Genomic DNA, 25,629 nt, shown 5'->3' with positions numbered 1-25,629 from the left:
TTCAATATTCGATTGGACGCGCCGCGGCTACGCTCCGATGATCGGAAAACAAAAAATCCGGGCAGGGGGGATCAGATGACTGCCGAGGCCTATGACGTCGTCGCGCGCGGCCAATTTCAATCCACAAGCCTGTTTGCCAGGGTCAAAGCCATTGCAGGAGCCGGGATCGGCAACGTGCTCGAGTGGTACGACTTCACGGTCTACGCCTATCTGGCCAGTGTTCTCGGAACAAAGTTCTTCGTAGCCGGGGACGAGAACACGGCGCTGCTCGCAACATTCGCGGTGTTCGGCGTCGGTTTTGTGGCCCGTCCGCTCGGCGGTCTCCTTATTGGATTGTTCGGCGACAAATACGGGCGCAAGCCGGCACTCCTGCTGACGTTTCTGATGATCGCCTGCTCAACCGGCCTGATAGGCGTCTTGCCGACCTATGCCTCGATCGGCATCGCAGCCCCAATTCTCCTGGTGGTCGCGCGTCTCATGCAGGGCCTTTCGGCAGGGGGCGAGTGGGGCGGTGCAGCTTCCTTCCTGGTGGAATGGGCACCGGCACATCGGCGCGGTCTGTATGGCAGCCTGCACCCGTGTGCGATCACATTGGGGCTGTTGCTGGGCTCGGGTGTGACCGGGGTGCTCACCACGACGCTTGGGTCTGCCGTCATGGCCGATTGGGGGTGGCGGATACCGTTCCTGATCGGCGCGCTGATCGGCCCGCTGGGCTTCTATGTTCGCCGCAACGTGGATGAGACGCCGATTTTCAAGCGCGCCCAGCAGGAGCCTGAGGCGGCGGAAATGGAGAACTTCTCCATGTCTCGCGCGATGTTGCTTGCGTTTGCTTTTCCGGCGGTCCAGTCCGTGGTGACGTACGTGTTCGTCAGTTATTTTCCGACCTTCGCTCAGAAATATGCGGGTCTTTCGCCCAGTGCCGCGCTCTGGTCGACGGCAATTGCGACCTTGGTCATGGGTCTGTCATGCCTGGCATCGGGTTGGATATCCGACAAGACAGGGCGAAGGCTCAACATGATCGCCGCATGCGGCCTGTTGATCTTCTTGTCCTATCCTCTGCTTTCAGTAGCGCTGGCGGCGACATCGATTTGGACTGTGATCCTGACACAAAGTGTCTTTACAGCGTTCTGCGGGCTGTTTCTGGGAAGCATGCCGGCTGCGCTTGTTGAGATGTTTCCAACCAAGCGAAGGCTGACCGGATTGACGACCGCTTACAACCTGCAATCAATGATGTTTGGCGGCTTTGCTCCGTTCATTGCGTCGTGGCTGATCACTCGGACTGGCACGCCCATCTCCTTGTCCTACTTCATCATCTTTTCGGCGGTTGTGTCAGGCTTGGCATTGCTGCTGATGGCTGAGACCGCAAAGGAGCAATTGGCCTGATGCAGGCCGCGGCTTGTGACAACGATGGACGCAAAGAACTGATCGCGTCGGTCGCGCGAGTCGAAACAAGGGTCCACCAAGAGACAAGAAATGCGGCGTCGCGCGACAATGGTGTCGCGTGCTCAACTCAGGAGAGATTACACATGTCGCGTTACACGAGGAGGCAGAACAAGACCTTGTCGATGGAGAAATCTCATTTCTGTGTCCTGGTTTCGGACAGCAGCCAGTCGCGGAATGCAGCAATCTCCGGCCTGCCGGCCTCGGTTTCGCGGCCGACGAGGTGGTAGCTGTCGGCGGTTCGTACCACCAGCGGATGGATCGCCAATAATCGCCCGGCGTTGAGATCGTCCTGGATCAGCTCCAGATGCGCCATCGCGACGCCAAGCCCGTCGATCGCTGCTTGATAGGCTAGTGAGGAATTGCCGAACGATAGTCCTTCGCGAAAGCTCCCGGGTGTGACGTTCGCCGCGTCAAACCAGCTCCGCCAATCGTGCGGGCGCTTCATCGACTGCAGTAACGTGCGGTCGAGCAGCTCTCGTGGATCGTGCACGGGTGGATGCTTGTTGAACTCGGCGGGGCTGCAAACCGGCAGCAGCTCGATCGGAAACAGCGTGTCGTAGCGCACGCCGGGCTTTGGAATGGCGGGAATCTGAATGGTGAAGTCCACCTCTCCAGCGCTTACATCGACGAGATCGTTGGCGATCGTGACCTGCACATTGATGCTTGGGTGAAGGGCATGGAAGCGAGCGAGCCGCTTGACCAGCCATTTCATCGCCACCGTGGGAAACAGCCGTATCCGCACCACGCGATACTGCTTTTCCCGGCGGCTGACCTGGGTCGCGAGTTCGATGCGATCAAAGGCTTCGGCAATGGCCTGCGCATATTGTTCGCCCTGCGTCGTCAGCTTGACGTCGCGCTGGTTACGGACGAACAGGCGCAGGCCAAGGAAGGCTTCGAGTTGAGCGATGTGCCGGCTGATGGCGCCCTGCGAGACGTTCAGGATTTTGGCGGCATGGGTGAAGTTCTCCGAGCGGGCGGCGACCTCGAAGGCGCGAAGTGCATTCAGCGGAGGCAATTTTCGGGCCATCAGCGCCTCCGACTGAGGGCTGATCGCGTCAGCGCCGCATTCTCTGTGTTGCTCTGAAGATAAGTCATCGTCGTGATGAGTAAATTAGCATACTCGGGCCAGGGCGTTCCGCCTATCTTGCCCGCATAAACCGGTCGCTGACCGCCGTAACTTGCGGGAGAAACGCTTTCTATGACTACCCCCGTTAACGCGGCGGGCCGGCTTGACCGGCTCCCCATGGGCGCATTTCAGTGGCGGATTCTCAGCCTGATCGGCCTCGGGATGTTCTTCGACGGTTTCGACAACCAGATGGCCGCCGGCGTGTTGGGCGCCCTCGTTAAGGAGGGCTGGTCGAACATGGAGACCAATGCCCACTACATCTCCATCACCTTTGCCGGCCTCGCCATTGGTGCGCTGATGACGGGGCTGGTCGGCGACCGGTACGGCCGGCGGTTCGCCTATCAGTTTAATCTTCTGATTTTCGGCAGCATGTGCCTGTTCTCGATGCTCGCGCCGTCGATGACTTGGCTGATGACGCTGCGTTTCTTCATGGGAGTGGGGATCGGCGCAGAATATGTCTGCGGCTACGGCATGGTCAGCGAGTTCGTGCCGCCGCAACGGCGCGGTTGGGCGCTTGGCTTGATCAGCGTGGTGTCGATGGCATCGACATTCGCCGTGAATTTTACCGGCCTGTTCGTCATTCCGGCACTGGGATGGCGGCCGATGTATCTGATCGGCGGCTGCGGCGCATTGTGGGTCTGGTTTCTGCGCCGCAAGCTTCCGGAGTCGCCGCGCTGGCTCGAAGCGCGCGGCCGTTACGAAGAAGCCGAAAAGATCATGCAGGATATCGAGGCTGAGGCCTCGAAGGCGGGGCCGCTCCCGCCGGTGACATCAGTGGCGGCGCCTGCGCCGGCCTGGGTACCGATTTCCATCCTGTTCTCGCGCGGCGTTGTCACCCGCACCTTGCTCGCGATGGCGGTTTGCATCACCTGTCTGGTCGGTTCCTACAGCTTCTCCTATTGGGTGCCGACCTTCTTCGTCAAACAGGGGCTGAGTGTCACGAAGTCGCTCAGCTTTGCGACCGTCATGGCGCTGGGCAGTTCGCTCGGGCCGCTGGTCGGCATGTTGACCTCCGACTGGCTTGGACGCCGTCGCGGTACCATGTTTGCGGCCTTGTGGTGCGGCGTGTTCGCGCTGGCGTATTCGCAACAGACTGACCCGACCTGGGTGCTGATCTTCGGCTTCCTGTTGCAGGGCGGCATGAGCCTGATGATCGGCTTCGGTCTCGGCGGCTATACGCCGGAGTTGTTCGCAACCGAATATCGCTTCCGCGGCTCCGGCATCGCCCAGATGACGGGGCGGATCGCTGTCATCGCATCGCCCTACATGGTTGTGTCGCTCTATGACAATTATGGTCTCCCATCAGTGCTCTACGCCATTGCGTCGCTTTATCTGCTGTTGGCGCTTGGCATCCTCTTGTTCGGCATCGAAACCAACCAGCGCTCCCTGGAATCGATCGCGCCAGTGCGCGATGGCGAAGCGGCGGTGACAACACCGCGCTCCGCCGAAAGCGCGGCCTGACCTGGTCGCAATCCCGACATCCACACCAGACATCACGAAAAGGAACTGCACATGGATCAAACGCTGCTCATCCTGGGCGATACCAACATCCAGAACCGGGAAGATCCTTTCAGCGCATTCGTCAATGTGCGTGACATGCTGACGTCGGCCGATGTCGTGTTCGGACAGCTGGAAGGCCCGCTTGCCGAGCCCTCGATCGATCCCGCGCGGCCCGATATCCCGCACAAGAAGGGTTGGCGCCATTCGGGCGCCAAGGTAGGTCCGGCGCTCAAGAAGGCGGGCTATGTCGGCGTGAGCTGCGCCAGCAACGTCGCCTATCCCGCGAGCGCCGCTGTCGCCAGCGTCAAGGCGCTGGATTCGGTGGGGATCCTGCACTGTGGCGTCGGCGAAACCCTGGCCGAGGCCAGGAAGCCGGTGATCATCGAGAAGAACGGGGTTCGTTTCGGCTTCCTGAGCTACACATCGGTGTTCTGGCCGAGCAATCACGCCGCCTCAGCCAATGGCCCGGGATGCGCCACCATCAAGGCCCACGCCGCCTATGAGCCGGGCCCGCGCGCGCTGGAAATGCCGGGCGCCGAGCCGATCACGCATACATTCGCAGACGCCGACGAACTCGAGGCCATGCGGGAAGATATCCGCGCTCTGCGGACCAAGGTCGACCTTGTGATCCTTTCATGCCATTGGGGCGTGTCCTCCAAGGAGGAGCCAGTCGCATACCAGCGCGAAATAGCCCGCGCCGCCATCGATGTGGGGGCAGACATGGTGTTCGGCCACCACCCGCATGTGGTCCAGGCCGGCGAGATCTATCAAGGTAAGCCGATCTTCTACAGCCTTGGCAATTTTGCGTTCGACTGGGACGTTATGCGCGGCCGTCATCTCGATGGTCTGGCGCTGCGCTGCTCGATCGCAGGGAAGAAGATCACCGAAATTGAATTACTGCCGGTCCGTCGCAACGAGCACAACGATATCTGCGTACATCGTGCAGACACCGACGCGGGCAAGGACATTCTTGGCCGTTTCGAGCAGCTGAGCCGGAAGCTCGGAGACTCAATCGCCTTGTCGGGGGTCACTCACCTGCGGCTTGAAGGCATTGGCAAGCTTAACGCAGCCGCTGGCTAACGCCCGGTTCACTTCTGCATTGTCGCGCCGCTGCCAGGATTGGGGCCAACGGTGCCACCCGTCAGGTGCGGATGTCTGTGGAACGGGTCTACCGCCAGTCGGTGCATCGCGGGATTGGACACCACGACTTTGGTGTCGGAGGCTAGGACGCCAAGGTAGCTCGCTTCGCGGTGCCGGACTCCGGAGGCTACAGAGAGCAAGATCGGGGGCCAGTCCAAATTCTCACAAGTTCAACGAAATCACAATCTGCACGAGTCTGTGGGGGCTGTTGCGTGTCCCCGATTTGAGCCTACTTGCCGACCATTTTTGGCGGCGACGGATCACGCACGAACGGCGGTTTTTGGCGGACTATCGAGAGGCGACGTTCCGAGTTAGTCTGCCCTCCAGTAAGAGAACAAGGCCTTCGAAATAGTGGGTTTAGCGATGTAGTAGCGGACCCCCGACTCGAACCCCGACGGACCGGCAAGCGAACGGTGAAAGCAAAGTCGATCTGGCAACTGATAAGGTTTGGCTGCAAACCTTATCAGTTGGCAAGTGTCCATGAACTTGAGCGCCGTCTGGGTCCCCGAAACCACCAGGGATGAGTATCGGCGCCAGACTTGCCGGGGTCGCTTTGTAGGAGCGGGGTCACGCTCTTGCGCCGCAGTATAAGCGGTGCGGAGCTTGGTTAGCTGCTGTGCTCGCCGCCGATTGCTGTATGAACCCGCGCGCCCAGAACCTTATCAGTCGGTCTCCGGCATCGACTACTGCGTGCTGAGCGATACTCCAAGCATATGGGCCTTGGCGGCTGTAGCTCCAGGAGTCCGCTTCAGCGTCTTTGCAATCTTTGTGACACCAGCCTTTTGCTTGGCGAGCGATTTCAGCGTCTTAACATCATCCTTCGTCCACTCGCGGCGAACGCTCATTTTCTTTTTGACCAAAGTATCATTCCTTCATCCGCCTTCATGGCGGCTTTCTAGCATGCATCGGCACCGTGGCCAATCGTGGTCACTCGGCGCGCGGCTACAAGCCTAATACTCCGCGCCCCACCTGTGTTGCGCCTACGCATCATGTGTTGAGCGATACGCTCTCGTTAAACCAATCTTTCTGACAGATCGCGGACACGGCGGACGTTGTGGGTCCGGGCATGATCATACGAGACTGCGAGACCAGGCCCTCGAACATTCATGACCGTGGCCACCCGAGATCCAGCAGGCGAGTAGTTGGCGATTGCGAACCGGCACCGGAGGCGACAGGCTCGAAGGGGCGGTCGTTCTTGCGCACTTTTGGGGACAGGGAATTGCTCTCAAAATTGAATTGCGGATTGGGTCTGGAGAACGCGTTCCATATCCCAGGACAGCGCGGATCGATACGGCGCGGCATTTTGCTGAGAACGAAGCGCCGAATAGCGTGCGGTTTGAATCTCGCTCCATTTCGCAACATGAGGAAGATCGTCAACCCGACCGAAATTTAGTTAGGGAATCATGGTCGTTCTGGGAATTTTTTTAGAGGATTGAGAATCCCGTTCTTGGCATGCGGTCAGTTGCGCGGGGTGTATCATGTTGAAAGCGACTAAGCGGAGGGCTCTTTTCGCGCAATCGGCGCATCCGTGGTTTTCGACGACAGCGTTAGACGATGGAGCGACCCTTTTCATCAACCTGCGAGAGCGAATTGCCGCCGGGTCTTCGCACGTCAATACCGTAACGCTTCGCCGCCGTTCGCTTTCGAGAGTGGCGCTGGCTACATTGGCAATCTCAGCGATAGCAGATCCCCAAACAGTGTTCGCCGGAGGTGGTTTGGGCGGCGCGGCAGCGGGAGAGGTCGCAGGTCCTGGTGGCAATGGTGGAGATGCTGGCCAAACCGGGCAAACTGCACCAGCCGTGGAAGGAGACGGCAGCAACCTTCCGGGCGGGACAGGTGGAATTTTTCCGGGTGGGAATGGCGGGAATGGAGGCCTGGGCATTGAAGGAAGTACGCTCGGTTTGACTTCGGGTGGTGGCGGCGGCGCTGCCGGCATTAGTCGTGGTTTCGCCGGTTCGTCCTTGGACTCGCCTCTTCCAGCCGCTCGAAGTGGCGGCCGTGGCGGTGATGGTGGAAATGGTGGTGAGGCGGGAAGCGGCGGCGGTGGAGGCGGCGCGGGCGGAGATGGATTTCTTCTTCCTTCCCCGAGCTCAACGGCCGTCCCGATCTCAATCACGAACAATACAGCGATAACTGGTGGTAGCGGTGGAACGGGTGGAGCAGGCGGATTTGGCGGAACATTCGGAGGTGGTGGAGGAAACGGGGGCGATGGCGGTGTTGGAATGTCGTTGCAGTCACCAGAGAGGATCTCGCTAACAAATAACGGAGCCATCACAGGCGGCAGCGGCAGCGCGGGTGGAGCGGGTGGCGACTCGTCCGAGAGTCCCGGACCTTCCGGCTTGGCCGGCCTGGGCGGTGCTGGAATCTCAGGCAGCAATCTCGCTATCGTCAATAGCGGCACTATTTCCGGCGGGATTGGTCGCGGCGGTCAGGCCAACGCGATTACTTTTACAGGCGGCGTCAACAGTCTCACAATCACGGGAACATCCGTCATCAACGGAAATGTAGTGGCTCAGTCGGGAGATACTTTTGCTCTTGGCGGAGCAACGGCCGGCCGCTTCAACATGGCGCTGCTGGGTTCGCAATCCTTGCAGAATTTTGGACAGTTTCAGAAGACTGGAACCGGTGCCTGGCTGCTTACTGGCGGACCCTCTGTAACGGCGCTGCCCTGGACTGTTGTATCTGGCACGCTCGACATTGGTGCGACGACCCAGAACGCCACGACGATCGATAATTCTGGCAGTCTTATTGTCGGGAATGGCGGCTCGCTCTCGTCGACGGGCGTTACGAACAACAGCGGCGGCAATATCACCGTCGCCGCGGGCGGCGCGCTGAACGATGATCTTAGTAACCATGGCACGGTCACGAACAGCGGTACCACCAACGCGGTGGTCGCGAGCAACACGGGTTCGATCACCAACACATCGACTGGGATCTGGACAGGAAATATTGTCAGCAATGCCGGCCTTATAACGAACCAAGGCAACTGGCTTGGCAACGTCGTTGCGACCAGCGGAACCATCACAAACACAGGAGTCTGGAACGGAGATCTGCTCAACAACTCGAGCCTGGTCAACTCGTCCGGGATTTGGAATGGTTCTGTCACGAATGCTGGTACGTTTGCCGCGTCCGGTACGTCATCGGTGACGCGCAACTTCAGCAATGCCGGCACCATCATTCTGCAAAACAACGCCGCCGGCGACAGACTCACCATCGGCGGCAACTATGTCGGATCGCCGGGGAGCAGGATTCTGCTCGACTTTAGCACGCAAACTGCTCGTGCCGATCAAGTTATCATCAATGGAAGCGCGTCCGGGTCGACCTCCATTTCGGTACTCAATCTGACTCCTTTGGCGCCATTTGCGACTGCAGCCACCCTCATTCAAGCAGGATCAATTGCCCCCGGCACGTTCACGCTTGCGAACGCGCAGAACTTCGGAACGAGCGCGTTGGTCTTGCTGCCGCAAAACGGAGGAACAACGGTTGCTCTCGGGTCAATCCCTACCGTGGCAGGGCTGTCCAGTGGCGTCGCCTTGACCGCGGCTCAGACGATCGCGTTCCAATCCTCGGACGTAGTTTTCGACCACATTTGGGAGGTACGAAACGGAGTCGCTGATTCATCTCAGCCCCAGGCCCAAGGCTTTGCCGGAGAGGCCCTTGGCTATGCCGTACAGCGCAGACCAACAGATGCGTTCGCTGCCCTAAAGGCACCACCGCCTGCCGTCGGACCAACTGTTCGTCCGGCGGTCTGGGTTAAGGGCTGGGGCGATTATGTAGATCAGAATGCCACAACCGCCATTAACTTTGGTGGGCAGATCTTTCCTCAAGATCTCAGCTTTCGGCAACGAAGCGGAGGTGCGCTGGCGGGGGCCGATGCGCTCATCAAGAACGTCACCTCCGCAGACGACGCGCTGCTCTTGGGCGGCCTGCTGGGCTATACGAACTCACATGTCGATCTGAAGGCTTCGCCCGCTTCGCAGGCTTACGATGGTGGAAGCCTGGGCGTCTACGCGACCTATCTGAAGGGCAACTGGTTCACCGACCTGATGTTCAAGACGGATCTACTGAACGTCAGCATCAATGGAGGGGGAATCAATCAAAAGGACGACGTCATAAACTATGACCTATCGACCAATATCGGCTACAAATTTGATTTGACGAGCAAGTCCTACATCGAGCCGACCGCAGGCATCGAATACGTTAGCTCGAAGTTCAGCGGCACCACCGCGTTCTCCGCGACGACCATTGCGCTTAATGATGGGGACGCAACGCGCGGACGGATTGGCGCCAGGGTTGGCACCGAGTTTCTAGTGAATGGTGTGCGTATTGAGCCAAGCTTGCTGGGTTACGTCTACAGTATCTTCAGTCAGACGGGTAACTCCCTCGTCTTCGGCAGCACAGGCATCACCCTTCCATCCGACGCGGGCAAGGTCCGCGGTGAGATTCAAGCTGCCGTCAACTTTTTTAACCTCTCCAACGGAGTATCGGGATTCGTGCGGGCCGATACCCGCTTTGGTGATAACCTGACCGCCGGTGGCGTGAGAATTGGCTTGCGTTATCAAAACTAGTGCGGGGCGGGTCGTTCTCGCCGCGAAGGTTCTAGGGATCAAAACCGGGTGAAGGCACGGCTCGCGGCGATTTCCGCAGCCCCATAACTTGTACGTGCCGGTGGTTCGATCGCTTTGCGTCGCGAAGCTGTTTCGCTTCTGGCTACCGCCGGATGAGGGCTCAGCCGTGATCGGCTGACAGGATTGGGCAACACATGCGCCTTGGGAGCGGAGCCCGGCGTGCTTTCAACGCTTGCCGGCGCGCTCGGGTTGAGACTTGCCGCCGGCGGCAAGGAGACTGGCGGTTTAGCGGCCGTGTTTGGCTGCGCAACAGACGGTCCTGCCACAGGTTCATCTGGCAGTGCGGGCATGCCAATCTGAACAGGGCGACCAGTTGACTCCCGCGGTGTGAGCAAGACTGCCTTGAATGCTGGATCGGCAACGGGTGGTGCAGCCTGGACTGGGTTGTCCGGAATAGCGCCGCCCCGAACACGTGCAACGTCGGACCTCGAAACTAGGACGGGTTTTCCCAGCAACTCCCGCCCGAGCCGATTCGATGGTTCGACATTCGCTACCAGCACGCGGGTATTTGGAGCGTCCTGCCCACGAGTATCCGTCGAGCTCATGAACATGAAACTCACAGCGAACCATACTGCGTTAGTTCGCGGCGTAGGCATTTCTAATGTCCGGTATCATCGCTTTGCGTGGGATTGATAAAGTGATCATCACCCCCGAGAGTTCCGTAAATGAACGGCTCTTGCTTGCGGCTGGTTGCAGCGAGGACGTCGTCCCTGACCAGTCCGAAAAGCTTTCGGATTTCGACATTTGGCGCCATCATACGATTGGCCAGTGCCATCGCAAAGGGGCTGTTTGCGCCCGTTCCATCAAGTGCGACCTGACCATGCTTCGCGGAATAAGCGACGAGCGTGCCCCCCTCAGGTTCTATCCTCGCCAAACCACGTCCAATCGTTCGAGAAGCGCTCGAAAGTTTCATAGAGTTGTTGAACGGATCTTCACGGCAAGCGTCAAGTATTACGAGCTTCATGGCCGAAGCTCCCTCGATCGCGTCCAGAAAGCGTGAAAGCGATATTGCTTCGTCTGGCGCATCCCTATCGGTCAGCAGACGTGCGTCGACAGGTACAATGTAGTTTTGTCCATCGATTTCAATACCGTGACCGGCATAATAAATCATCGCCCACTCGGAATGATCGGCTAGTTCACGAAAATTACGCAATGCTGCGAGGAGATCCTGACGGCCAAGATCTTGAACCTGGATCACCTGCCTAAAGCCAATCCTTCGGAGTGCCTCAGAAATGATCGAAGCGTCGTTGACAGCATTGGGAAGAGTAGTCGCTTTTTCGTACGTGCCGTTTCCAATGACCAATGCGACCCTGTTTAACCGTCCAGTGGGCTCGATCGCTGGATCAATTTTGACCACCTTGGAGCGTTCAAGGACCTTGCTTAGCGCTTCCTTTGCTTCTTTCAGTTCCGGATCGAAAGACAGGGCGGTCCTATAGTCGCTAGATGCCTGGGCGAGGTCGCCAATCCCTTCCATCAAACGGCCACGCTGGAGATAGGCCTCGGGCGAAACCGGATCGAGCCGGATCGCTTGATCCAAGATTGGCTTAGCTTGGTCAAATGCTTGCGATTCGATGTACGCTTTGCCCAGCCCGATCATGGCGCCGGTTTGCCGATTGTCTAACTGAAGCCCCTTTTGCAGATCGTCGATTGCTTCCTTCAGTTGTTTTCTTTTGAGATACGCCAGTCCTCGTGACGCGAAATCTTGCGCATAGCTCGGATTGATCTCGATAGCTCTCGAAAAGTCGGATATCGCCTCGTCGAGGTTTCCCTTCTGACGAGAGATCAGCCCTCGATTGTGGTACGCGAAAGCATACTTTGGATCGAGCTTAGTCGTCTCGGTATACTCGGAGAACGCTTCACTCGCCTTGCCCATCAAGTGGAATGCAAGCCCGCGATTGAAGTGGAATGCTGCTCGTTTCGGATCGAGCGCGATGGCTTTGTCGTAGTCTGAAATTGCCTTGTCCAACTCGCCCGCATTTTGATGCGCGGTCCCGCGATTGTTGTAAGCCGTGGGATCCTTTGGATCGACCGCTATGGCGACATCGTAATCTTTAAGCGCCGCTGCCCAGTTCGATTTGTCAGCGAAAGCGTTTGCTCTGCCAATATAGGCTGTTGCGTAGTCCTTACTCAGCTCGATCGCGTGGCTGTAATCGGCAATCGCTTCGTCCGTTTCGCCCTTATCTCTAAGGCAATTTCCTCTACCGTTGTAAGCGAACGGCGACTTGGGATCGAACTCTATCGCCTTGTTGTAGTCCTCAATCGCCCGATCCACTTGACCGGTTTCGCGGAGCGCATTCCCACGACCATTGTACGCACTTGAAAACCGATCGTTCAGCGCCAGGGCGGCCGTGTAGTCGCTGATAGCGGACTCCAATAGACCCTGGCGCAGAAGCAGATCGCCGCGATTGTGAAGTGCCTCCGCATTCTTGGGATCCAGCTGGATCGCCGCCGTATAATCCGCTCTTGCTCGTTCGAGCTCATTGCGGTCATAGAGAGCGATGCCACGGTTGACAAGGGCGACGGCTCTTTGCGCGGCTGGGATCGCGCTGCCCTTGTTCAAGATGACAGAACACCCTGATATCGCGCGACTGGCATTGGTTGAGCTGCAATCGTTCCAGTCTGAGGCGCTGGCAACGTTGACCTGGAAAGCCAGAACAAAAAGCGCTGCGCTCGACCAGGACAAGATGAGACGATGGAGGACTTGGTAGCGCCGCTCCATGCATCTACTCCCGAAGCCGAACTGTCCAAACAGTGGATTATACTAATATAGAGATTCGCCTCACGGTCGATTCAAGGGGGCGTGATACTGAGCATTCGTTCGTCTGCGTGTGTGATGTGGATGCACACGCTGCTGTCGGCGTTCTTGGCCCTGACTACGTGGCCAATCTGCGGTCGACCAGGGATGATCGTGGTGGGTCGTCGGTGACAAAGCCGCGACCTTGTTGCCGCGCCCGCCGGATTGCGGTTGCGGTAGCTAAACAAAAGGGGTAGCGCGACAAAGAGTTGCCGTTAGTCACCGCGCAAGCCGCAGCTTCCGGGTGTAGCGCGTTTTCGTAACCCCACTGCAGCACGGAGTGTCGGGTCGTCTATCAGAACGGGAGGAAAACCGGGACTAGCAGCACGCTCATGACCGCTACGATGATGGCGAAGGGCGTACCCAGCTTCACAAAATCGCCGAAGCTGTATTGCCCGGGTCCTACCACCAGCGTGTTCACCGGCGAGGATATCGGCGTCATGAAAGCCGTGGACGCCGCGAGCGCGACGGTCATCGCAAACGGATAGGGCGAGGCTCCCAAGTCCTTGGCGATGGCCAGCGCAACCGGCGCCATCAGCACGGCCGTGGCCGTATTCGAGATAAACAAGCCCAGCGCCGCGGTGATGACGAACAAGACTGCCAGCACCATGCGCGGCGCGGCGCCGCCGACCACGCCGAGCACCGCGTCGGCTGCGAGGTCGACTCCTCCCGTCCGCTGCAGGGCCAGCGAGAACGGCAACATGCCCACTATCAGGATCAGGCTCTTCCAATTGATGGAGCGATACGCGCTGTCGAAATCGACGCAGCCCAGAAGCCCCATCAACAGGCAGCCGATCAGTGCGGCCTGCACGTTGGGCACCGCGCCGCTGATCATCAGCGCGACCACGAGGCCGAGCACGGCGAGCGCATGCGGCGCCCGTTGCGCCGCCGGAAGAACTTCCGTCAGCTCGGCCGGCATGTTCAGAACGACGACGTCGTCCATGTTGAATTGGAGTTCGCGAATGTCGGACCAGAAGCCAATCAGCAAAAGCGTGTCCCCGAGCTTCAGCCGCTCGTCGAGCAGATCGTTCACCGCCACATCGCTGCCGTGCCGCAACCCGATCACGGTAAGATCATATTCGGAGCGAATCCGGGCCTCGCGCACGGTTTGGCCAACCAGCGCCGATTCCGCCGGCAGGATGACCTCCGCGGCGCCGATCTCCTGGGAGTGGTCGACGAAGTAGTTTCCCATCTCGCCGAGTGGTCGCGGCTCGAGCTTCAGCGAATCCCAGAGCTCGTTGATGCCCTCTTTGGAAGTGTGCACATCGGCGAGGAGGACATCGCCTGCCCGTAGCTCCGTCTGTGCGGTTGGACGGAGCACTCTGGCCGCAAGCCCGATGCCGCGCTCGATCGCAAGCAAGTTCACGCCCGCCGAACGCAGCGGCAATTCGTCGAGGGGTTTTCCGATGAGCGGCGAGCCGGGGCCGATGCGGCCGCGCTTCTCGCGATCAGCCAGGCGGTACCGCTCGATCCACTGCTGCAGCCTCGGGCGGCGGTCCGCGGCGGCCGACGGGCCGGTCCTGGAGGTCAGCAGGCGGCGCGCGAACAGCATGTAGACGATGCCCAGCGCGAGCAACGGCAGCCCGAACGGAGTGAAGCTGAAAAAGCTGAAACCGTTTGCGCCCTGCCGGATCAGTTCGGCATTGACGACCAGATTGGGCGCGGTAGCCACCAGCGTGAGCATTCCGCTGATGAGCGCGGCGAAACTCAACGGCATCATCAGCCGGCTTGGTGCGGTGCCGCGATTTTGCGAGATGCGCAGCACTACCGGGATGAAGATGGCGACCACCGCAGTCGAGCTCATCAGGGAGCCGAGGCCGCCGACCGCCGCCATCAGCAGGATCAGCAGGCAATTGTCGCTGTCGCCGGCCTTGGCGTCGAGCCAGTCGCCGAGGCGTCGTGCAACCCCGGTCATCACCAGGCCTTCGCCGATTACGAACAACGCAGCGATCAGGATGATGGAGGGATCGGCAAACCCCGCCAGCGCCTCGTTCATGGTAATGATACCGGTGGAGGGCATGGCCACCATCACGAGCAGCGCGACCGCGTCCATGCGGGGCCGATTGACGAGGAACATCGCAATGGCGGCCGCGAGCATGAGCAAGACGAGGGCGAGATCGAGGTTCATCAACGCCCTCAAAAGCAACGACCAGGCGGGTGCCCCAAATCCGGCCGCCCTTGCCTATCGGGAGGAGCGTCTTGTTCCCGGTAAAACGAGCACGGCATAGATTGGATCAGTCCCGGTCAGGTGAGGATCACATGGCGCACATCAGTATCGTGCATACGACCGAATACATCTACCGCAATCCGGTAGGCCTGCTGCGCCATAAATTGATGGTCCGGCCGGACGAAAGTCACGATCTGCGCCTGCACGGCGCGACACTGAAAGTCGATCCCGAGCCGACCAGCGTCTATTGGAAGCATGACGTCTTCAACAATTCCATCTGCTACCTCGAATGGTCGGAGACGCTCCGGACCAAACAGCTTAGCATTGTATCGACGCTCGACGTGACGCATCACCCCGACGGCCAGCCGCTGCCGGTCTACAGCCTTGACGAAGCCGCCGAGCTATTCCCATTTTCCTACGACGCGCAAGAGATTCCCGATCTCGCGCGCCTGGCCGAACGCCAGATGCCGGATCCTGACCGGAAGGTCGACGCTTGGGCCCTCCGCGTCGTGTCCGAGGCGAACAGCAAACAGACCCTGAAGGTGCTGGAAGCGATGACGCACGCGATCAAGCGGGAGTTTCGCTACAACGCTCGCTACGAGGAGGGCACGCACACGGCCGCCCAGACCCTGGCACTCGGCTCTGGCACCTGCCGCGATTTTGCCGTGCTGATGATGGAAGCGCTGCGCAGCTTTGGCTTCGCCACTCGATTTGTAACCGGCTATTTGTACGACGATTCCTCGGGCACGACCCAAGGCGGCGGCAGCACGCACGCCTGGTGCAGCGTCTATCTGCCCGGCGCGGGCTGGGTCGAATACGATCCGACCAACGGCCTGATCGCCGGCGCGAATCTGGTCCGCGTCGGGGTGACCCGGGAGGCAGGCCAGGCCATGCCGATATCGGGCGGGTTCATCGGCAATGCGAACGATCCAACCGGGCTGCACGTGGACGTATCGGTCCGCACCCTGCCGAAAATCTGAGCGCACACGGCGTGGCGGATGAGACGGCATCGCGGCGTCGAGCCGCGCTACGTTCCATTCATGTTAGTTAAGCGGTCAGATCGAGCACCTCGATCGCGATCCGATCCGCCGCCCGAGTTCGCAACAAATCTCTCGCAGTTCGCGAAGGCAAATCCCGTCAACGACCCCAGCGCGGCGTGGAACTACCTCGCACTTGTCGGATATCTCAAAAATGCAGAAAAACCCAACTGCCTTGGCAGAAGCTTGTTCGCTCGTTTTTCTGACGTGTTGAGTCGTTGGCTGCCTCCTGTAGAACGCCGGTTGAACTGGCCCGGTAAGATCCTGCGACGGATGCCCAGTCTCAGCCAGATAGGCCCGGAGGTGCGACTGGCAAGTCATTGATTCTCATCAAGCCGCGGCTGACTCTTAATCAGCGGGCCCAGGTTCGAGCCCTGGTGCGGCCACCAACGAAAAACGCATTTGCTCAATAAGTTATAGGAGCAGTCGCTGAGACCAGAGCGAGTCTGATGCGGCGTTCGTCATAGTCGACCATCGCGCGTTCTTATGTAGCTAGATAGCACGGGCCCGGCCGTCACATATATGCGCTACGGCGACTTCGATCTCGTCACCGAAAGCGCTCACATAGGCTATGCCCTGTGTCGGAGTTTCCAGGGGCTCGCCAGCGATCGCGGCGCCGTCAGGCGGTGATGGCAAGCCGCTGCGGGCGAGCGGGATGTTTTCCCGCGATCGGCCATCGAGCCTCGCGAACAGGCGGCGCAGAGCGACCAGAATGGTCATCGGAATGTACTGATAGATCCAAGATGTCCGACCAGGCTCCGACAGCGGCGTGGAAGCGGACATTTGTGCGAGAACTGAGAAGGGTCAGTACAAGACACCGGGGCGACCAAGCCATCGGCTGCATTCGACTGGTTGCGCGCCTTGCGCTAGGTCGCCACGGTACGAGCGTTTCATTCCCGCGGCTTGTATCCATCGTTCAGTGTGTTCAGAAAGGCGATGATGTCGGCTTCGTCCTGATCCGTCATAGCCGGGGTCTCGCCGAGATGTCGGTCGAAGGGAGGATCGCTGACGTCCACGTTGGCGTGATACTTCATTGGGATATCGTTGTACCTTTGCACCTTTCCGTCGGCACCAAGCGGATAGACCTTCTCCGGATTTGTATCGCGAAAATTGTAGAAATCCATGACCTGCCGCAACGAGGTGAATACGCCATTGTGGAAGTAGGCACGGCGCAACGCGGTGTTGCGCAAGGTAGGTGTCTTGAACATGCCGCAATACTGAGTCTGGTCTGCGATGTCCTTGCGAACCGGTCCACAAACCCCAAGATCGAAATACCCGGGGTCCTTGTTGTCGGGGAGTACCATATTGCGTGGCGCGGCCAGCGCTTCATATTGGGTGTCGGTGAAGAGCGGAGGGAAGCCGTCGCGGGTGACCCTCGAGCTATGACATCCGGCACAGTTGGCCTTCTCCGGATCGTTGAACAAGCGGTAGCCCCTCATTTCGTTGTCGTTGAAGCGGGCTTTGCCTTCAAGCCAATAATCGAACTTGCTCGTGTAGGGGTGGAAGCTCGGCTCCTCGATCTGGTAGCGACCGATCGCGAAAGTCGCCTCGGCAACCAACAAGTTCGCGTTCTTCAAAACGGTCTCACCGAACAATGCCGCGATTTTCGTAGCGTAAGGCGCGCGACGCAGCTTTTCTGCAATCACCTCGATGCTGCCGCCATCCATCTCTCGCGGGTCGAGCAACGGACCCGATGCCTGGATCTGGAGAGTGTCAGCGCGGCCGTCCCAGAACAGGCCACCCTGCGGCACGATATTCGCCGCGCTTTGCGTGGCCTGCTGCGCGGTCTTTTGTACGCGCGTTGCCGTCTGACCAATGTCGGCCATTTGCGCCAGTGTGACGGTCTCGTTTTCCCGGTCGTCGGGACCGATGCTGAAGTCAGGCTGCCGCTGCAGGTAAGTCAGCGATGGGACGGCTCGCAACCCGGGAAGCGACAGAGCAGGGCCGCCGGGCATGACTGGCCCGTCGTTAGGGGGACCATACGCGTGGTCCGGGCTGTGACAGGACGCACAAGCCATCTTGCCCGACGACGACAGGCTCGTGTCGAAGAATACGTCCCGACCGAGTTTCGCCATCGCCGAGAGCGGCGCGACTGGGGGACGGACCAGACGAACCGGATTCGGGTTTTCGCCGGGCAACGTTTGCGGCTCGGCAGCCAAAGCGACGCAGGCCATAAGGCCTGCGCCGACGAAGCACGCGATTGTGCGATTGAGCATCTGAATCTGGCTCAATCGTTCTTCGTCTTGTTCTTGGTATCCACCGTACCGAAGGTCGGATCGAGGATGAGCGTGGTGCTGTTTTTCTTGTTGAAGTTGAACATGTCGACGATCGAGCCGGTCGTAGCATCGAAGGAGCCACCGCCGATCCGCTCACCGTTCAGCCAGTTGTCTTCGATGAACTGCGGAATGGAGGCCTGGGTGATGAGCACGTGGCTGACGTAGTTTTTCTTGGCGTAGGGGGAAATCACCATGAACGGCTGGCGCGTGCCGGGACCGCAGCGACCATGAACAGGCAAGCCGTTGACTCCTGCGGGTTCGGTCGTGCCAATCACGCCGCAAATGCCCGTGCCGTTCAACGCATCGGCTGTTGCCGAGAACGACGGCCTCGTCGTCTTGGCGAAAGCGTGGTCATACCAGCCGTCCGAGTCATCATAGGCGAGGATTACGGCGGTACTTTCCCAGTCAGGCCGCTGCTGCAGGAAGTTGATCAGGGTAACCAGCCCCGTCTGCTCATCGAGCGGATCGGAGTTGCCCGGGTGAGCGTCCTGGAAGGCCGACATTTTGATGAAAGACACTGCCGGATAGTTGCCGGATCCGACCGCAGTGAAGAAGTCGTCCAAATCGTAGGCGTGGTTGGCCGGATCAACCTTGTTTTTGCCGGGTACCGTCGTATAGCCAATCGCCTTGGTCGAGGTCGGGCGGGCATGGGTCGGGTTGGCCGTCGACTGGTAATACTGGAACCAAATGTGATGCGGGATATAGTCCCGGATCGCGCCGCCGACGACCTGGCTCACGGTGGAGCGCACACAACCTGTGGTGCCGTTGTTGTTGAGAGTTTGCAGGTTGAAACCACCGACAAAAGATCCCCAGGGGATATCGGCGGCATTGAGCAAGTCGCCGATGTTCTTGCTCGTCATCCGAACTTGTGAGGTCTGGCTTGAGCACACGTCCCCGACCGGATCCGTATCGCTGGTCAGCGTGAGACCGCCCTGACCATCCTGGACTGTACTCGCAGTGAGGCCCGCCGGAATGATCGCCCCATTCGTGGTCCCGGCAAACATGTTGAGCAAGCCAGGCGTCGACGGGCCATATTGATCACTCCAGGCATTGTCGCTCATCGCGTAGTTCTGGGCATAATTCCAGAGGGCGGTCACTGTGTTGCCGTCGAAGAAGCCCATGACCTGACCTTTGGTGCCAAAAGCGCCGGCGCCGCCATTGGTGCCCTTGCCGGTGAATTCCGGGAACAGATCGTTCATGCCGCCGTCGTAGGCCTTCTGCTCGGCCGTGTAGCCATGGCCCTGATCGGCCGTATTGGCCTGCGTGCGATCTAGACGGAACGGGTTGGAAGCGCCGGCGCCGTTGGCCGCATTCAAGTTTGGATTGTTATTGAGCAGAGTGACGCTCGACAAGAGATTGTCGATGTCCCGCTGCGTGTTCTTGGCAGGCTCGAAAACCGGCTCGCCTTCCGGATTCAGTGCATTCGGGTAAGTACCGAAATAATGATCAAACGAGCGGTTCTCGTTGAAAACGATCACCAGGTGCTTGATCGGATATTTGGTCTTCAGCGTATTCGGAACAACGGCGGCATCCTTGTCGTCCTTCTTGCTGTCTGCCTTGTTGGTGCCCGGACCAGCGATAACTGAGCCAGTCGACGTTGCAATACTCGCAACAGCAAACAGCGCTACAGTGGCGAGTAACGTCGTCTTCAATTTTCGATTCTTCATTTTTCCCTCAAGAGGTGCATGCAAAGCGGCGAGACCGTTAGTCAGCGTCAATGACGGCCATGTGTCAGTTTTGATTTCTGCTGCGGCACAATCGCAATCCGAATGCTGATTGCGGGTCGTGCAAATCGTCTGACAAATTACGGCGGCGGAAGCATTTTCGATGCAGTGGAGTACAGACGCAAATGCGCGAAATAGAGCGCGTTCACGTCAACATAAAAAGTTCTTTACCGTCTACCGGGGAATTTATTGCGCCGATCGCGAATATTGCTTCGAAGTCCGAGGATGGAGGTGAAGGCGATCTACATACTGCTGCCATCAAAGACCCTTTGGCCTTCAACAGCGCGCAACCAAGGCGGTAGGCAGTGAATTGGAAGAAGAATATCTGTGCCTTCTGAGTGGAGCCAATGTCGGCCATAGTCGAAGGACTTGGATGGCAGTTCTTCGAAGGAAAGCCGAGCTTGAGGGGGTTGGATCCGGCAACGCCGTCAGCGCACGGATTGGTACCAACAGAAGATAGCTTTCAAGTACACCCGAAGCAGGAAAGCGGATCAATAAGAACGATAGTGATCAAGACGATCGCTTACGGCATTGTCCTCTTGCTGGGCGGGATTGGCATTATGGCTGCCTTGATCTGGCAGACATTGCCACCGTTCAATGATGAGTTGCAGGTCCACGGACTTTCCGCCGCCGCAAGCGTGCGTTTGGACGCGAATGGCATTCCTTGGATCCGCACCTCGACGATGATCGATGCCGCAACAGCGCTTGGCTATCTGCATGCACGAGACCGGATGTTCCAGATGGATCTCATGCGCCGCTCGGCGTCAGGGCGATTGTCGGAGATTGCCGGGCAAGCGGCGCTGCCGATGGATCGAATGATGCGCACTCTCGGCCTTCGTGTTCGCGCATCATCTGACCTTGACGCTGTGTCAGAGCCGACACGCCTATGCTGGAAGCTTATGCGCGAGGCGTCAACGCCTGGATCGACGAACGCGGCCGCTTTAGCGCGGAAGAGTTCCTGCTCCTCGGCGCTCCAGAGCCATGGAGTCCGGTGGATAGCATGCTTTGGGGCGAGACAATGGGAGTCTGGCTTTCGCACAACTGGCGGACTGAGCTCGCCCGGCTCAACCTGCCGGTAAGCTGTCGCAGCAGGAGATCGATGAGCTATGGCCGCAAGACGGCGAGGCCGGACGGCCGCATGCGGCGCTCGATCCGGCACTTGCCGGTACAGCACGGCGCCTTCTGGCTACGCTGCCGGATTTCCCGGCTCCCTTCACTCAGCCACACACGGAGTTACGCTGCTCTCCAGTAAGAAAATAGGGCCTTTGAAACAGTGGGTTTCGCGATGTAGCGGCCTCCCGTTACCACCTTTCTCCACACACCCGTTGCCCGGTTGGGGTAAGCGGCTTTGCCGAGCAGGCATTTTGGGCGGCCGCTTCTGCGGCCTCTGCGTCGCCTGCTGTGACACTCCGCGTCTCAAGTCATGCGTGCCGGCTAGTTGGAAGCAACCCAGCTTCGCAAGCCTTCGACCGTGTGAAATCCGTCCGTGGCGTAGCATCGAATGGATGGCAGGAATGTTTGCGCCATCTCTGCAAGCGCATGTCCTGGGCCGAGGTCCAACACCCTGGTGACTCCCAGCTCTGCAAGGGCTTCCAAGGTCGCTTCCCAGTCGATGGGGCACGCGACCTGGCCTGCGAGCTTCACAGTTGCACTCCCTGCAGAGAAGATGCGTTCGCCGTCGCCCCCGGAAAGCAGAATCCGTCCGCTTGCGACAGGGGTGCGTCTGCTGCCGTCGAGCGCCTGTTGCAGCGGCGCGCAGACCTGCGCGAGATGTGACGTGTGCGACGCGATTTTCACGGCGAGAAGGCCGGTGCGCGCGGCGCCCTGTCTTGTCGCTTCCCGGCAGAGCTCGATGAGGTCCCGCTCTGCGCCTCCGATCACGAACAGGAGGTCGGGGTTCTTGATCGCGAACTCGCAGCGGTGGTGTTCAAGCAGACGTTCGAGCGTGGCCCGGTCGAGCCCGCGGACGTAGCCGAGGCGGCCACCTGGTCCGGCCGCGCGGTCCATCTGGCGCGCGCGAACATCTGTCAGTCGGAGGGCTTCGTCGGCTGTCCATATTCCGGCGATGCTCCAGGCCGCCATCTCACCAACGCTGTAACCTGTGACGGCAGTCTGTTCAGGCAGCAGGTCGGCAATGCAGGCGTGGATCGCGAGCACCGACGTGACGGTCAGGATCTGGCTGACACGGTTGGCCGACAATACGTCCACGCTTTGTGTCCTGACGAGCTCCCGTGGGTCCTCGCCGAGACAGGCGGTTGCCGCGGCGAAAACCGGCTCCGCGGCGGGCTGCTCCGCGACCAGATCGAAGATCTTGTCCGAAAGGGTGCCTTGTCCGCCGCAGAGCAGTGCAAGCATCACGGTTCCAGTCGGTCGACGAAGAGGGCCATGGCCAGCAGGTCCGCCGAGCCGCCCGGGCTCAGATTGCGCGCCACGAACGCGTGATGAATGTCGGCCGCTCGTCTCCGCCAGCCGGCAGATCCGATGCCTCCCGCCGCCAGAAATGCAGATGCGCTGGCCTGCGCGAAGCGCAATCCCTCCGGTCCGCCCCGATGCAACAGGTTGGTGTCGGTGACGTCGGCGATGAGCGTCATGCATGTCTGAATGCGCACCGCTTCTTCATCATGAGGAACGAGCTTCCGCGCCGCATGCAGCGCGGGAAGGGCGATGTCATACACCGACGGAAAGCCATGGGCGGCTTCCGCCCTGGCGCCGCCGGCGCCGTAGCGCCGCGAGGCGACGGCGCCATGACTGCGCAGCGATATGGGACCTGAAAGGATGTCTTTGTCCCAGCGCCGCGACACCAGGTCGCCGAGGGATTTGTGGATGCCGAGCGCGCCACGATATCCGGCCGCGGCGCAGAGCAGGCCCAATCCGAAGATCGCGCCGCGATGTGTGTTGACACCGCGGGTTGCAGCGAGCATGGCGCGCTCCGCCGCAACTCCGATCGCGCGCAACCGGTTCATGCCGGCGCCCTCGGCGCCCGCGGCTGCTAGATCGCTGAAGAACGGCTTCAGGGTCTCGGCGCTGCGGCACAAGAGCTCGGCATCCATGTCGCAATGCGCGCCATTGTCGACATGGCTGACCAGCCCCGGCTTTGGATAGGTCTCGACTTCGAGCTTCAGACACGACGATGCGAGATGGCCGAGCTGCTCCGCATGAAGCGCGGATCCCGGCAGCGATTGCCATTTGAGTGCAACGTTCATGACACGTGACCTGCGAGAAAGGCTGCACGCGTCGTGCTGGTGACCACGGTCGGGCCTTTCACAAGCACTTCGTCCTCGTCAGTGCCGGTCAGTTCGCGCCATTGAACCCCTCCTGCCGGACCGACGATCTCACCGTCCAGCCGCATCGGCGCCCGTTGTGCAATTCGGGCGATGTCGGACGGCAGGGTATCTCCTCGCCTGGCTGCCGACAGCGGCCAGAGCAGATCAAGGTCCGAACTGTTCGAAAGATAGGGAAGGCCGGTGAGATGCTGCCAGGCCAGGCTGCCAAAGGTGCGGGTCTCCGGCAAAAGTTGGAGGAGCTGGTCGATCGTCTCGCGCCAAGCTGCGGGCGCCGTCGCGGCCGCTTCTGCCAGCAATGGGGGCGGGGCGGATGCGACGATATCGGCCGCGGCGAGCGAGATCGCAATGCGCCGTTTGCCGTGGCTCGGCGGCAGTGGCAGACCGAGCGGAATCATGCCGGCAGTATCGCTGCAAGCCGGCCGGCGAACGATGAGGGGACGGCCGGCGTGCGCCCAGCCTGCGACGATCGGCTCGCTGGCGAGTTCGGGATAACGGCTCATCACGGCGGTCCATCCGGATGCCGAGGCCTTCACCATGCTGTGGCGCGCGAGAGCTTCAACCATCTTGCGATCCCCGATCTAAGGCTGCCGCGACGGCAACTCGCTCAGCCAGTTCGGCCGCTTTCCGCCGTCCGCCGCGTTCGGCGCCGAGCCGGCCGCGATCATCCTGTCCTTGCGGCTTTTGCAGCACGGCCGCAAGCTGCGGTGCCAAAGGTGCATTTTCATCCCAGACGACGTGAATGCCGCCGGTCTGCACCATGTTCTCGAGGCCCGGAGCGAACACCGGCGTCGCTTCCGCCTTGGCCTTGAGCACATCGATCGGAAGTTTGGTGACCCGCGCCATCGACGGCAGATCCATCACCGCGGGATGCGCGCCGGGCAGCGCGACCAGCGCGTCGGCGGCAAGCGCCGTCGCGATGAACGCGCCGGCCGCGCTGCCGCCGTAGAGCAGGGCGACGGTGCGGTGGCCTTCCGCTTCCGCCAGCAGCAAGGCTTTGGCGAGATGCGACAGGTATTCGCTGAGGCCGAGCAATTCGTCGCGTCGGCTCATGCGCTGGCTTGAGGAATCCACCAGGAACAGGATCGGAGCCCGATCGCCTGATCTGACGATCTCGATCACGCGTCCTGCAAGCACAATCGCCTCGTCCACGCCGAGCGGCTGTCCCTGCGTGATGCCGAGCACGTGGACCGGCCCTGCACCGGGAAGGACCGCCTTTCCCGCGATCGTCGCGGCGGTGACGTCGATATCGCTGCCGCTGGGGAACAGGCTCGCCAGAATGTCATCGAGCGTCATCGGCGTTCTCCCTGTTGTTTGCCGCGCGTAGGAACGCGTCGGTCGAAAGTGAGGGGATATCGGCCGGCTGACCGACGCCCAGCGCCTGCCAGACCTCGACAGCATCCTTGGACGCGCCGAAACGCTGCAGACGCCGCTCCAGGCGCTTCTGCTCGGCTTCGAGAACCGCAACACCGCAATCGCGCCTGATCTTGAGTGCATCGATCGCCGCTTGTCGAAACGCCAGCGCCTCGTCGTCAACGAACGTGTCGGCGCCGCCGATGAGGTAGCGGTGCTTGCCTCCCATCGTGCGCCAGACGAGGGCCCGATCGCGTGAGTCGAATTCCTCGACGCCCTTGTTGGTCTCGATCACCTCGGGGCCGCTGACGCTGATCCGCCCCTGCTCGGAGACGACGAGGCGCGAGCAGCTGCCGGCGATCAGGCTGCCGCCGCCATAGCATCCGGCGCGTCCGCCGATCAGTCCGATCACGCTGACGCCCGCGCGCCGCGCCTCGACCACAGCGCGGATGATTTCCGAGATCGCGAGCTCGCCAGCGTTGGCCTCCTGAAGGCGAACGCCGCCGGTGTCGAACAGGATCAGCACATCCTGGTTCAGTGTGCGTGCCGCGCGCAGCAGGCCCGTGAGCTTGGCGCCGTGGACCTCACCGAAGGCGCCACCCATGAAGCGACCTTCCTGCGCTGCGACGAGCACCGGCGATCCTTCCAGGCGACCACGTCCGACGACGATGCCGTCGTCGAACTGCTCCGGCAGGTCGAAGATCGCCAGATGCGGGCTCATCTCGCGCTGCTCGGGACCGATGAATTCGGCAAAGCTGCCGGTATCGACCAGCGCTTCTATGCGCTGCCGGGCGCTCGCCTCGTACCAGCTCAGCGAAACCGTATTGGCTGTGGCCGCTGTCATCGTTCCGGCTCCTCGATCTTGCGGATGCCTTGCGCGAGGCGCAGCGCGACCGTGTCGGGTCGGGCTCCGCCGTCATTGATGGAGATACGTAAGCCACCGGCAGGGCGGCGGGCGACGAAGTCGCGCACGACGGCGTCCCAGACCGCGCCGAAGCCGTGGGCCGCGGTCGCGATGTCGATCACGCAGGTGTCGGCCGGCGAAGCGCGTTCCAACAGCACCTCGAGGTTGCCGGAGGCGACGACGCCGACGATCGCCTGCATGCGGGTGCCGCCAGCGCGCGTCGGGGCAGATAGTCTGAAGCTGAGCGTTTCCATGC

At 60.4% G+C, this 25,629-nt stretch carries 19 protein-coding genes, 1 tRNA gene and 1 pseudogene; 8 read left to right on the top strand and 13 right to left on the bottom strand.

Annotated features, from left to right (window positions below):
- The first annotated feature begins 75 nt into the window (after positions 1-75).
- A complete protein-coding gene (locus G6P99_RS40780) occupies positions 76-1,383 on the top strand; it encodes an MFS transporter (protein WP_051346885.1) in 1,308 nt (435 codons plus the stop codon).
- A 193-nt stretch (positions 1,384-1,576) separates the two neighbouring features.
- Here G6P99_RS40780 and gcvA read toward each other — a convergent pair whose 3' ends face one another.
- The gene (gene gcvA, locus G6P99_RS40775; protein ID WP_165126174.1) at positions 1,577-2,470 is read right to left on the bottom strand and encodes a transcriptional regulator GcvA; all 894 of its coding nucleotides are present in this window, start codon (positions 2,468-2,470) and stop codon (positions 1,577-1,579) included.
- A 171-nt stretch (positions 2,471-2,641) separates the two neighbouring features.
- On the opposite strand from gcvA, the gene G6P99_RS40770 reads away from it, so the two are divergent.
- Together G6P99_RS40770 and G6P99_RS40765 are read left to right on the top strand one after the other, a co-directional pair.
- The gene (locus tag G6P99_RS40770; RefSeq protein WP_029085568.1) at positions 2,642-4,030 is read left to right on the top strand and encodes an MFS transporter; all 1,389 of its coding nucleotides are present in this window, start codon (positions 2,642-2,644) and stop codon (positions 4,028-4,030) included.
- Positions 4,031-4,081: 51 nt separating this feature from the next.
- On the top strand, positions 4,082-5,149 hold the full coding sequence (locus G6P99_RS40765) for a CapA family protein (RefSeq protein WP_084518894.1): 1,068 nt from the start codon (positions 4,082-4,084) through the stop codon (positions 5,147-5,149).
- Between the two features lie 743 nt (positions 5,150-5,892).
- On the opposite strand, the gene G6P99_RS40760 is transcribed toward G6P99_RS40765, so the two are convergent.
- On the bottom strand, positions 5,893-6,069 hold the full coding sequence (locus tag G6P99_RS40760) for a hypothetical protein (protein ID WP_165126172.1): 177 nt from the start codon (positions 6,067-6,069) through the stop codon (positions 5,893-5,895).
- Positions 6,070-6,687: 618 nt separating this feature from the next.
- On the opposite strand from G6P99_RS40760, the gene G6P99_RS40755 reads away from it, so the two are divergent.
- The gene (locus tag G6P99_RS40755) at positions 6,688-9,777 is read left to right on the top strand and encodes an autotransporter outer membrane beta-barrel domain-containing protein (RefSeq protein WP_165126169.1); all 3,090 of its coding nucleotides are present in this window, start codon (positions 6,688-6,690) and stop codon (positions 9,775-9,777) included.
- A 658-nt stretch (positions 9,778-10,435) separates the two neighbouring features.
- On the opposite strand, the gene G6P99_RS40750 is transcribed toward G6P99_RS40755, so the two are convergent.
- Both G6P99_RS40750 and G6P99_RS40745 read right to left on the bottom strand, forming a co-directional pair.
- A complete protein-coding gene (locus G6P99_RS40750) occupies positions 10,436-12,556 on the bottom strand; it encodes a tetratricopeptide repeat protein (protein WP_165126166.1) in 2,121 nt (706 codons plus the stop codon).
- Positions 12,557-12,926: 370 nt separating this feature from the next.
- Entirely contained in the window at positions 12,927-14,759 is a 1,833-nt protein-coding gene (locus tag G6P99_RS40745; RefSeq protein ID WP_029085572.1) for an SLC13 family permease, read from the bottom strand.
- Positions 14,760-14,890: 131 nt separating this feature from the next.
- On the opposite strand from G6P99_RS40745, the gene G6P99_RS40740 reads away from it, so the two are divergent.
- A complete protein-coding gene (locus G6P99_RS40740; protein WP_165126163.1) occupies positions 14,891-15,778 on the top strand; it encodes a transglutaminase family protein in 888 nt (295 codons plus the stop codon).
- Between the two features lie 351 nt (positions 15,779-16,129).
- A tRNA-Lys gene (locus G6P99_RS40735) sits at positions 16,130-16,224 on the top strand.
- 103 nt (positions 16,225-16,327) lie between these two features.
- Here G6P99_RS40735 and G6P99_RS40730 read toward each other — a convergent pair.
- From G6P99_RS40730 to G6P99_RS40720, 3 genes are all read right to left on the bottom strand, one after another.
- Positions 16,328-16,555 (bottom strand): hypothetical protein, encoded by a 228-nt coding sequence (locus G6P99_RS40730; RefSeq protein ID WP_029085573.1) that lies wholly within the window; start codon positions 16,553-16,555, stop codon positions 16,328-16,330.
- Positions 16,556-16,725: 170 nt separating this feature from the next.
- Positions 16,726-18,066, bottom strand: coding sequence for a cytochrome-c peroxidase (locus G6P99_RS40725; protein WP_245284986.1), 1,341 nt, complete (start codon positions 18,064-18,066; stop codon positions 16,726-16,728).
- Positions 18,063-19,778: a phospholipase C gene (locus G6P99_RS40720; RefSeq protein WP_246709778.1), complete on the bottom strand. Its 1,716-nt coding sequence runs from the start codon at positions 19,776-19,778 to the stop codon at positions 18,063-18,065. The genes G6P99_RS40725 and G6P99_RS40720 overlap by 4 nt, the downstream gene beginning before the upstream one ends.
- 404 nt (positions 19,779-20,182) lie before the next feature.
- On the opposite strand from G6P99_RS40720, the pseudogene G6P99_RS47875 reads away from it, so the two are divergent.
- Positions 20,183-20,653: pseudogene (locus G6P99_RS47875) on the top strand (penicillin acylase family protein); the annotation flags it as partial.
- A gap of 68 nt (positions 20,654-20,721) precedes the next feature.
- On the top strand, positions 20,722-21,087 hold the full coding sequence (locus G6P99_RS47870) for a penicillin acylase family protein (protein ID WP_084518898.1): 366 nt from the start codon (positions 20,722-20,724) through the stop codon (positions 21,085-21,087).
- A 182-nt stretch (positions 21,088-21,269) separates the two neighbouring features.
- On the opposite strand, the gene G6P99_RS40710 is transcribed toward G6P99_RS47870, so the two are convergent.
- The 6 genes from G6P99_RS40710 to mdcC are packed head-to-tail and all read right to left on the bottom strand — an operon-like array spanning position 21,270 to position 25,627.
- Entirely contained in the window at positions 21,270-22,190 is a 921-nt protein-coding gene (locus tag G6P99_RS40710; RefSeq protein ID WP_051346890.1) for an acyltransferase domain-containing protein, read from the bottom strand.
- Positions 22,190-23,038, bottom strand: a complete 849-nt coding sequence (mdcB, locus tag G6P99_RS40705; RefSeq protein ID WP_165126160.1) for a triphosphoribosyl-dephospho-CoA synthase MdcB — start codon at positions 23,036-23,038, stop codon at positions 22,190-22,192. Before mdcB ends, G6P99_RS40710 begins: the two co-directional genes overlap by 1 nt.
- Positions 23,035-23,619 (bottom strand): malonate decarboxylase holo-[acyl-carrier-protein] synthase, encoded by a 585-nt coding sequence (gene mdcG / locus G6P99_RS40700; RefSeq protein ID WP_246709776.1) that lies wholly within the window; start codon positions 23,617-23,619, stop codon positions 23,035-23,037. Before mdcG ends, mdcB begins: the two co-directional genes overlap by 4 nt.
- 55 nt (positions 23,620-23,674) lie before the next feature.
- The gene (gene mdcE / locus G6P99_RS40695; protein ID WP_029085580.1) at positions 23,675-24,412 is read right to left on the bottom strand and encodes a biotin-independent malonate decarboxylase subunit gamma; all 738 of its coding nucleotides are present in this window, start codon (positions 24,410-24,412) and stop codon (positions 23,675-23,677) included.
- The gene (locus tag G6P99_RS40690; RefSeq protein WP_029085581.1) at positions 24,399-25,313 is read right to left on the bottom strand and encodes a biotin-independent malonate decarboxylase subunit beta; all 915 of its coding nucleotides are present in this window, start codon (positions 25,311-25,313) and stop codon (positions 24,399-24,401) included. The genes mdcE and G6P99_RS40690 overlap by 14 nt, the downstream gene beginning before the upstream one ends.
- Positions 25,310-25,627: a malonate decarboxylase acyl carrier protein gene (mdcC, locus tag G6P99_RS40685; RefSeq protein ID WP_029085582.1), complete on the bottom strand. Its 318-nt coding sequence runs from the start codon at positions 25,625-25,627 to the stop codon at positions 25,310-25,312. Before mdcC ends, G6P99_RS40690 begins: the two co-directional genes overlap by 4 nt.
- Between the last annotated feature and the right edge of the window lie 2 nt (positions 25,628-25,629).

Origin of the sequence: Bradyrhizobium sp. 6(2017) (assembly GCF_011058295.2) — a bacterium.
Taxonomy (GTDB): Bacteria; Pseudomonadota; Alphaproteobacteria; order Rhizobiales; family Xanthobacteraceae; genus Bradyrhizobium; species Bradyrhizobium septentrionale.
Note: the sequence above shows the minus strand (reverse complement) of the source record. Positions and strands in the feature narration are given on the sequence as shown.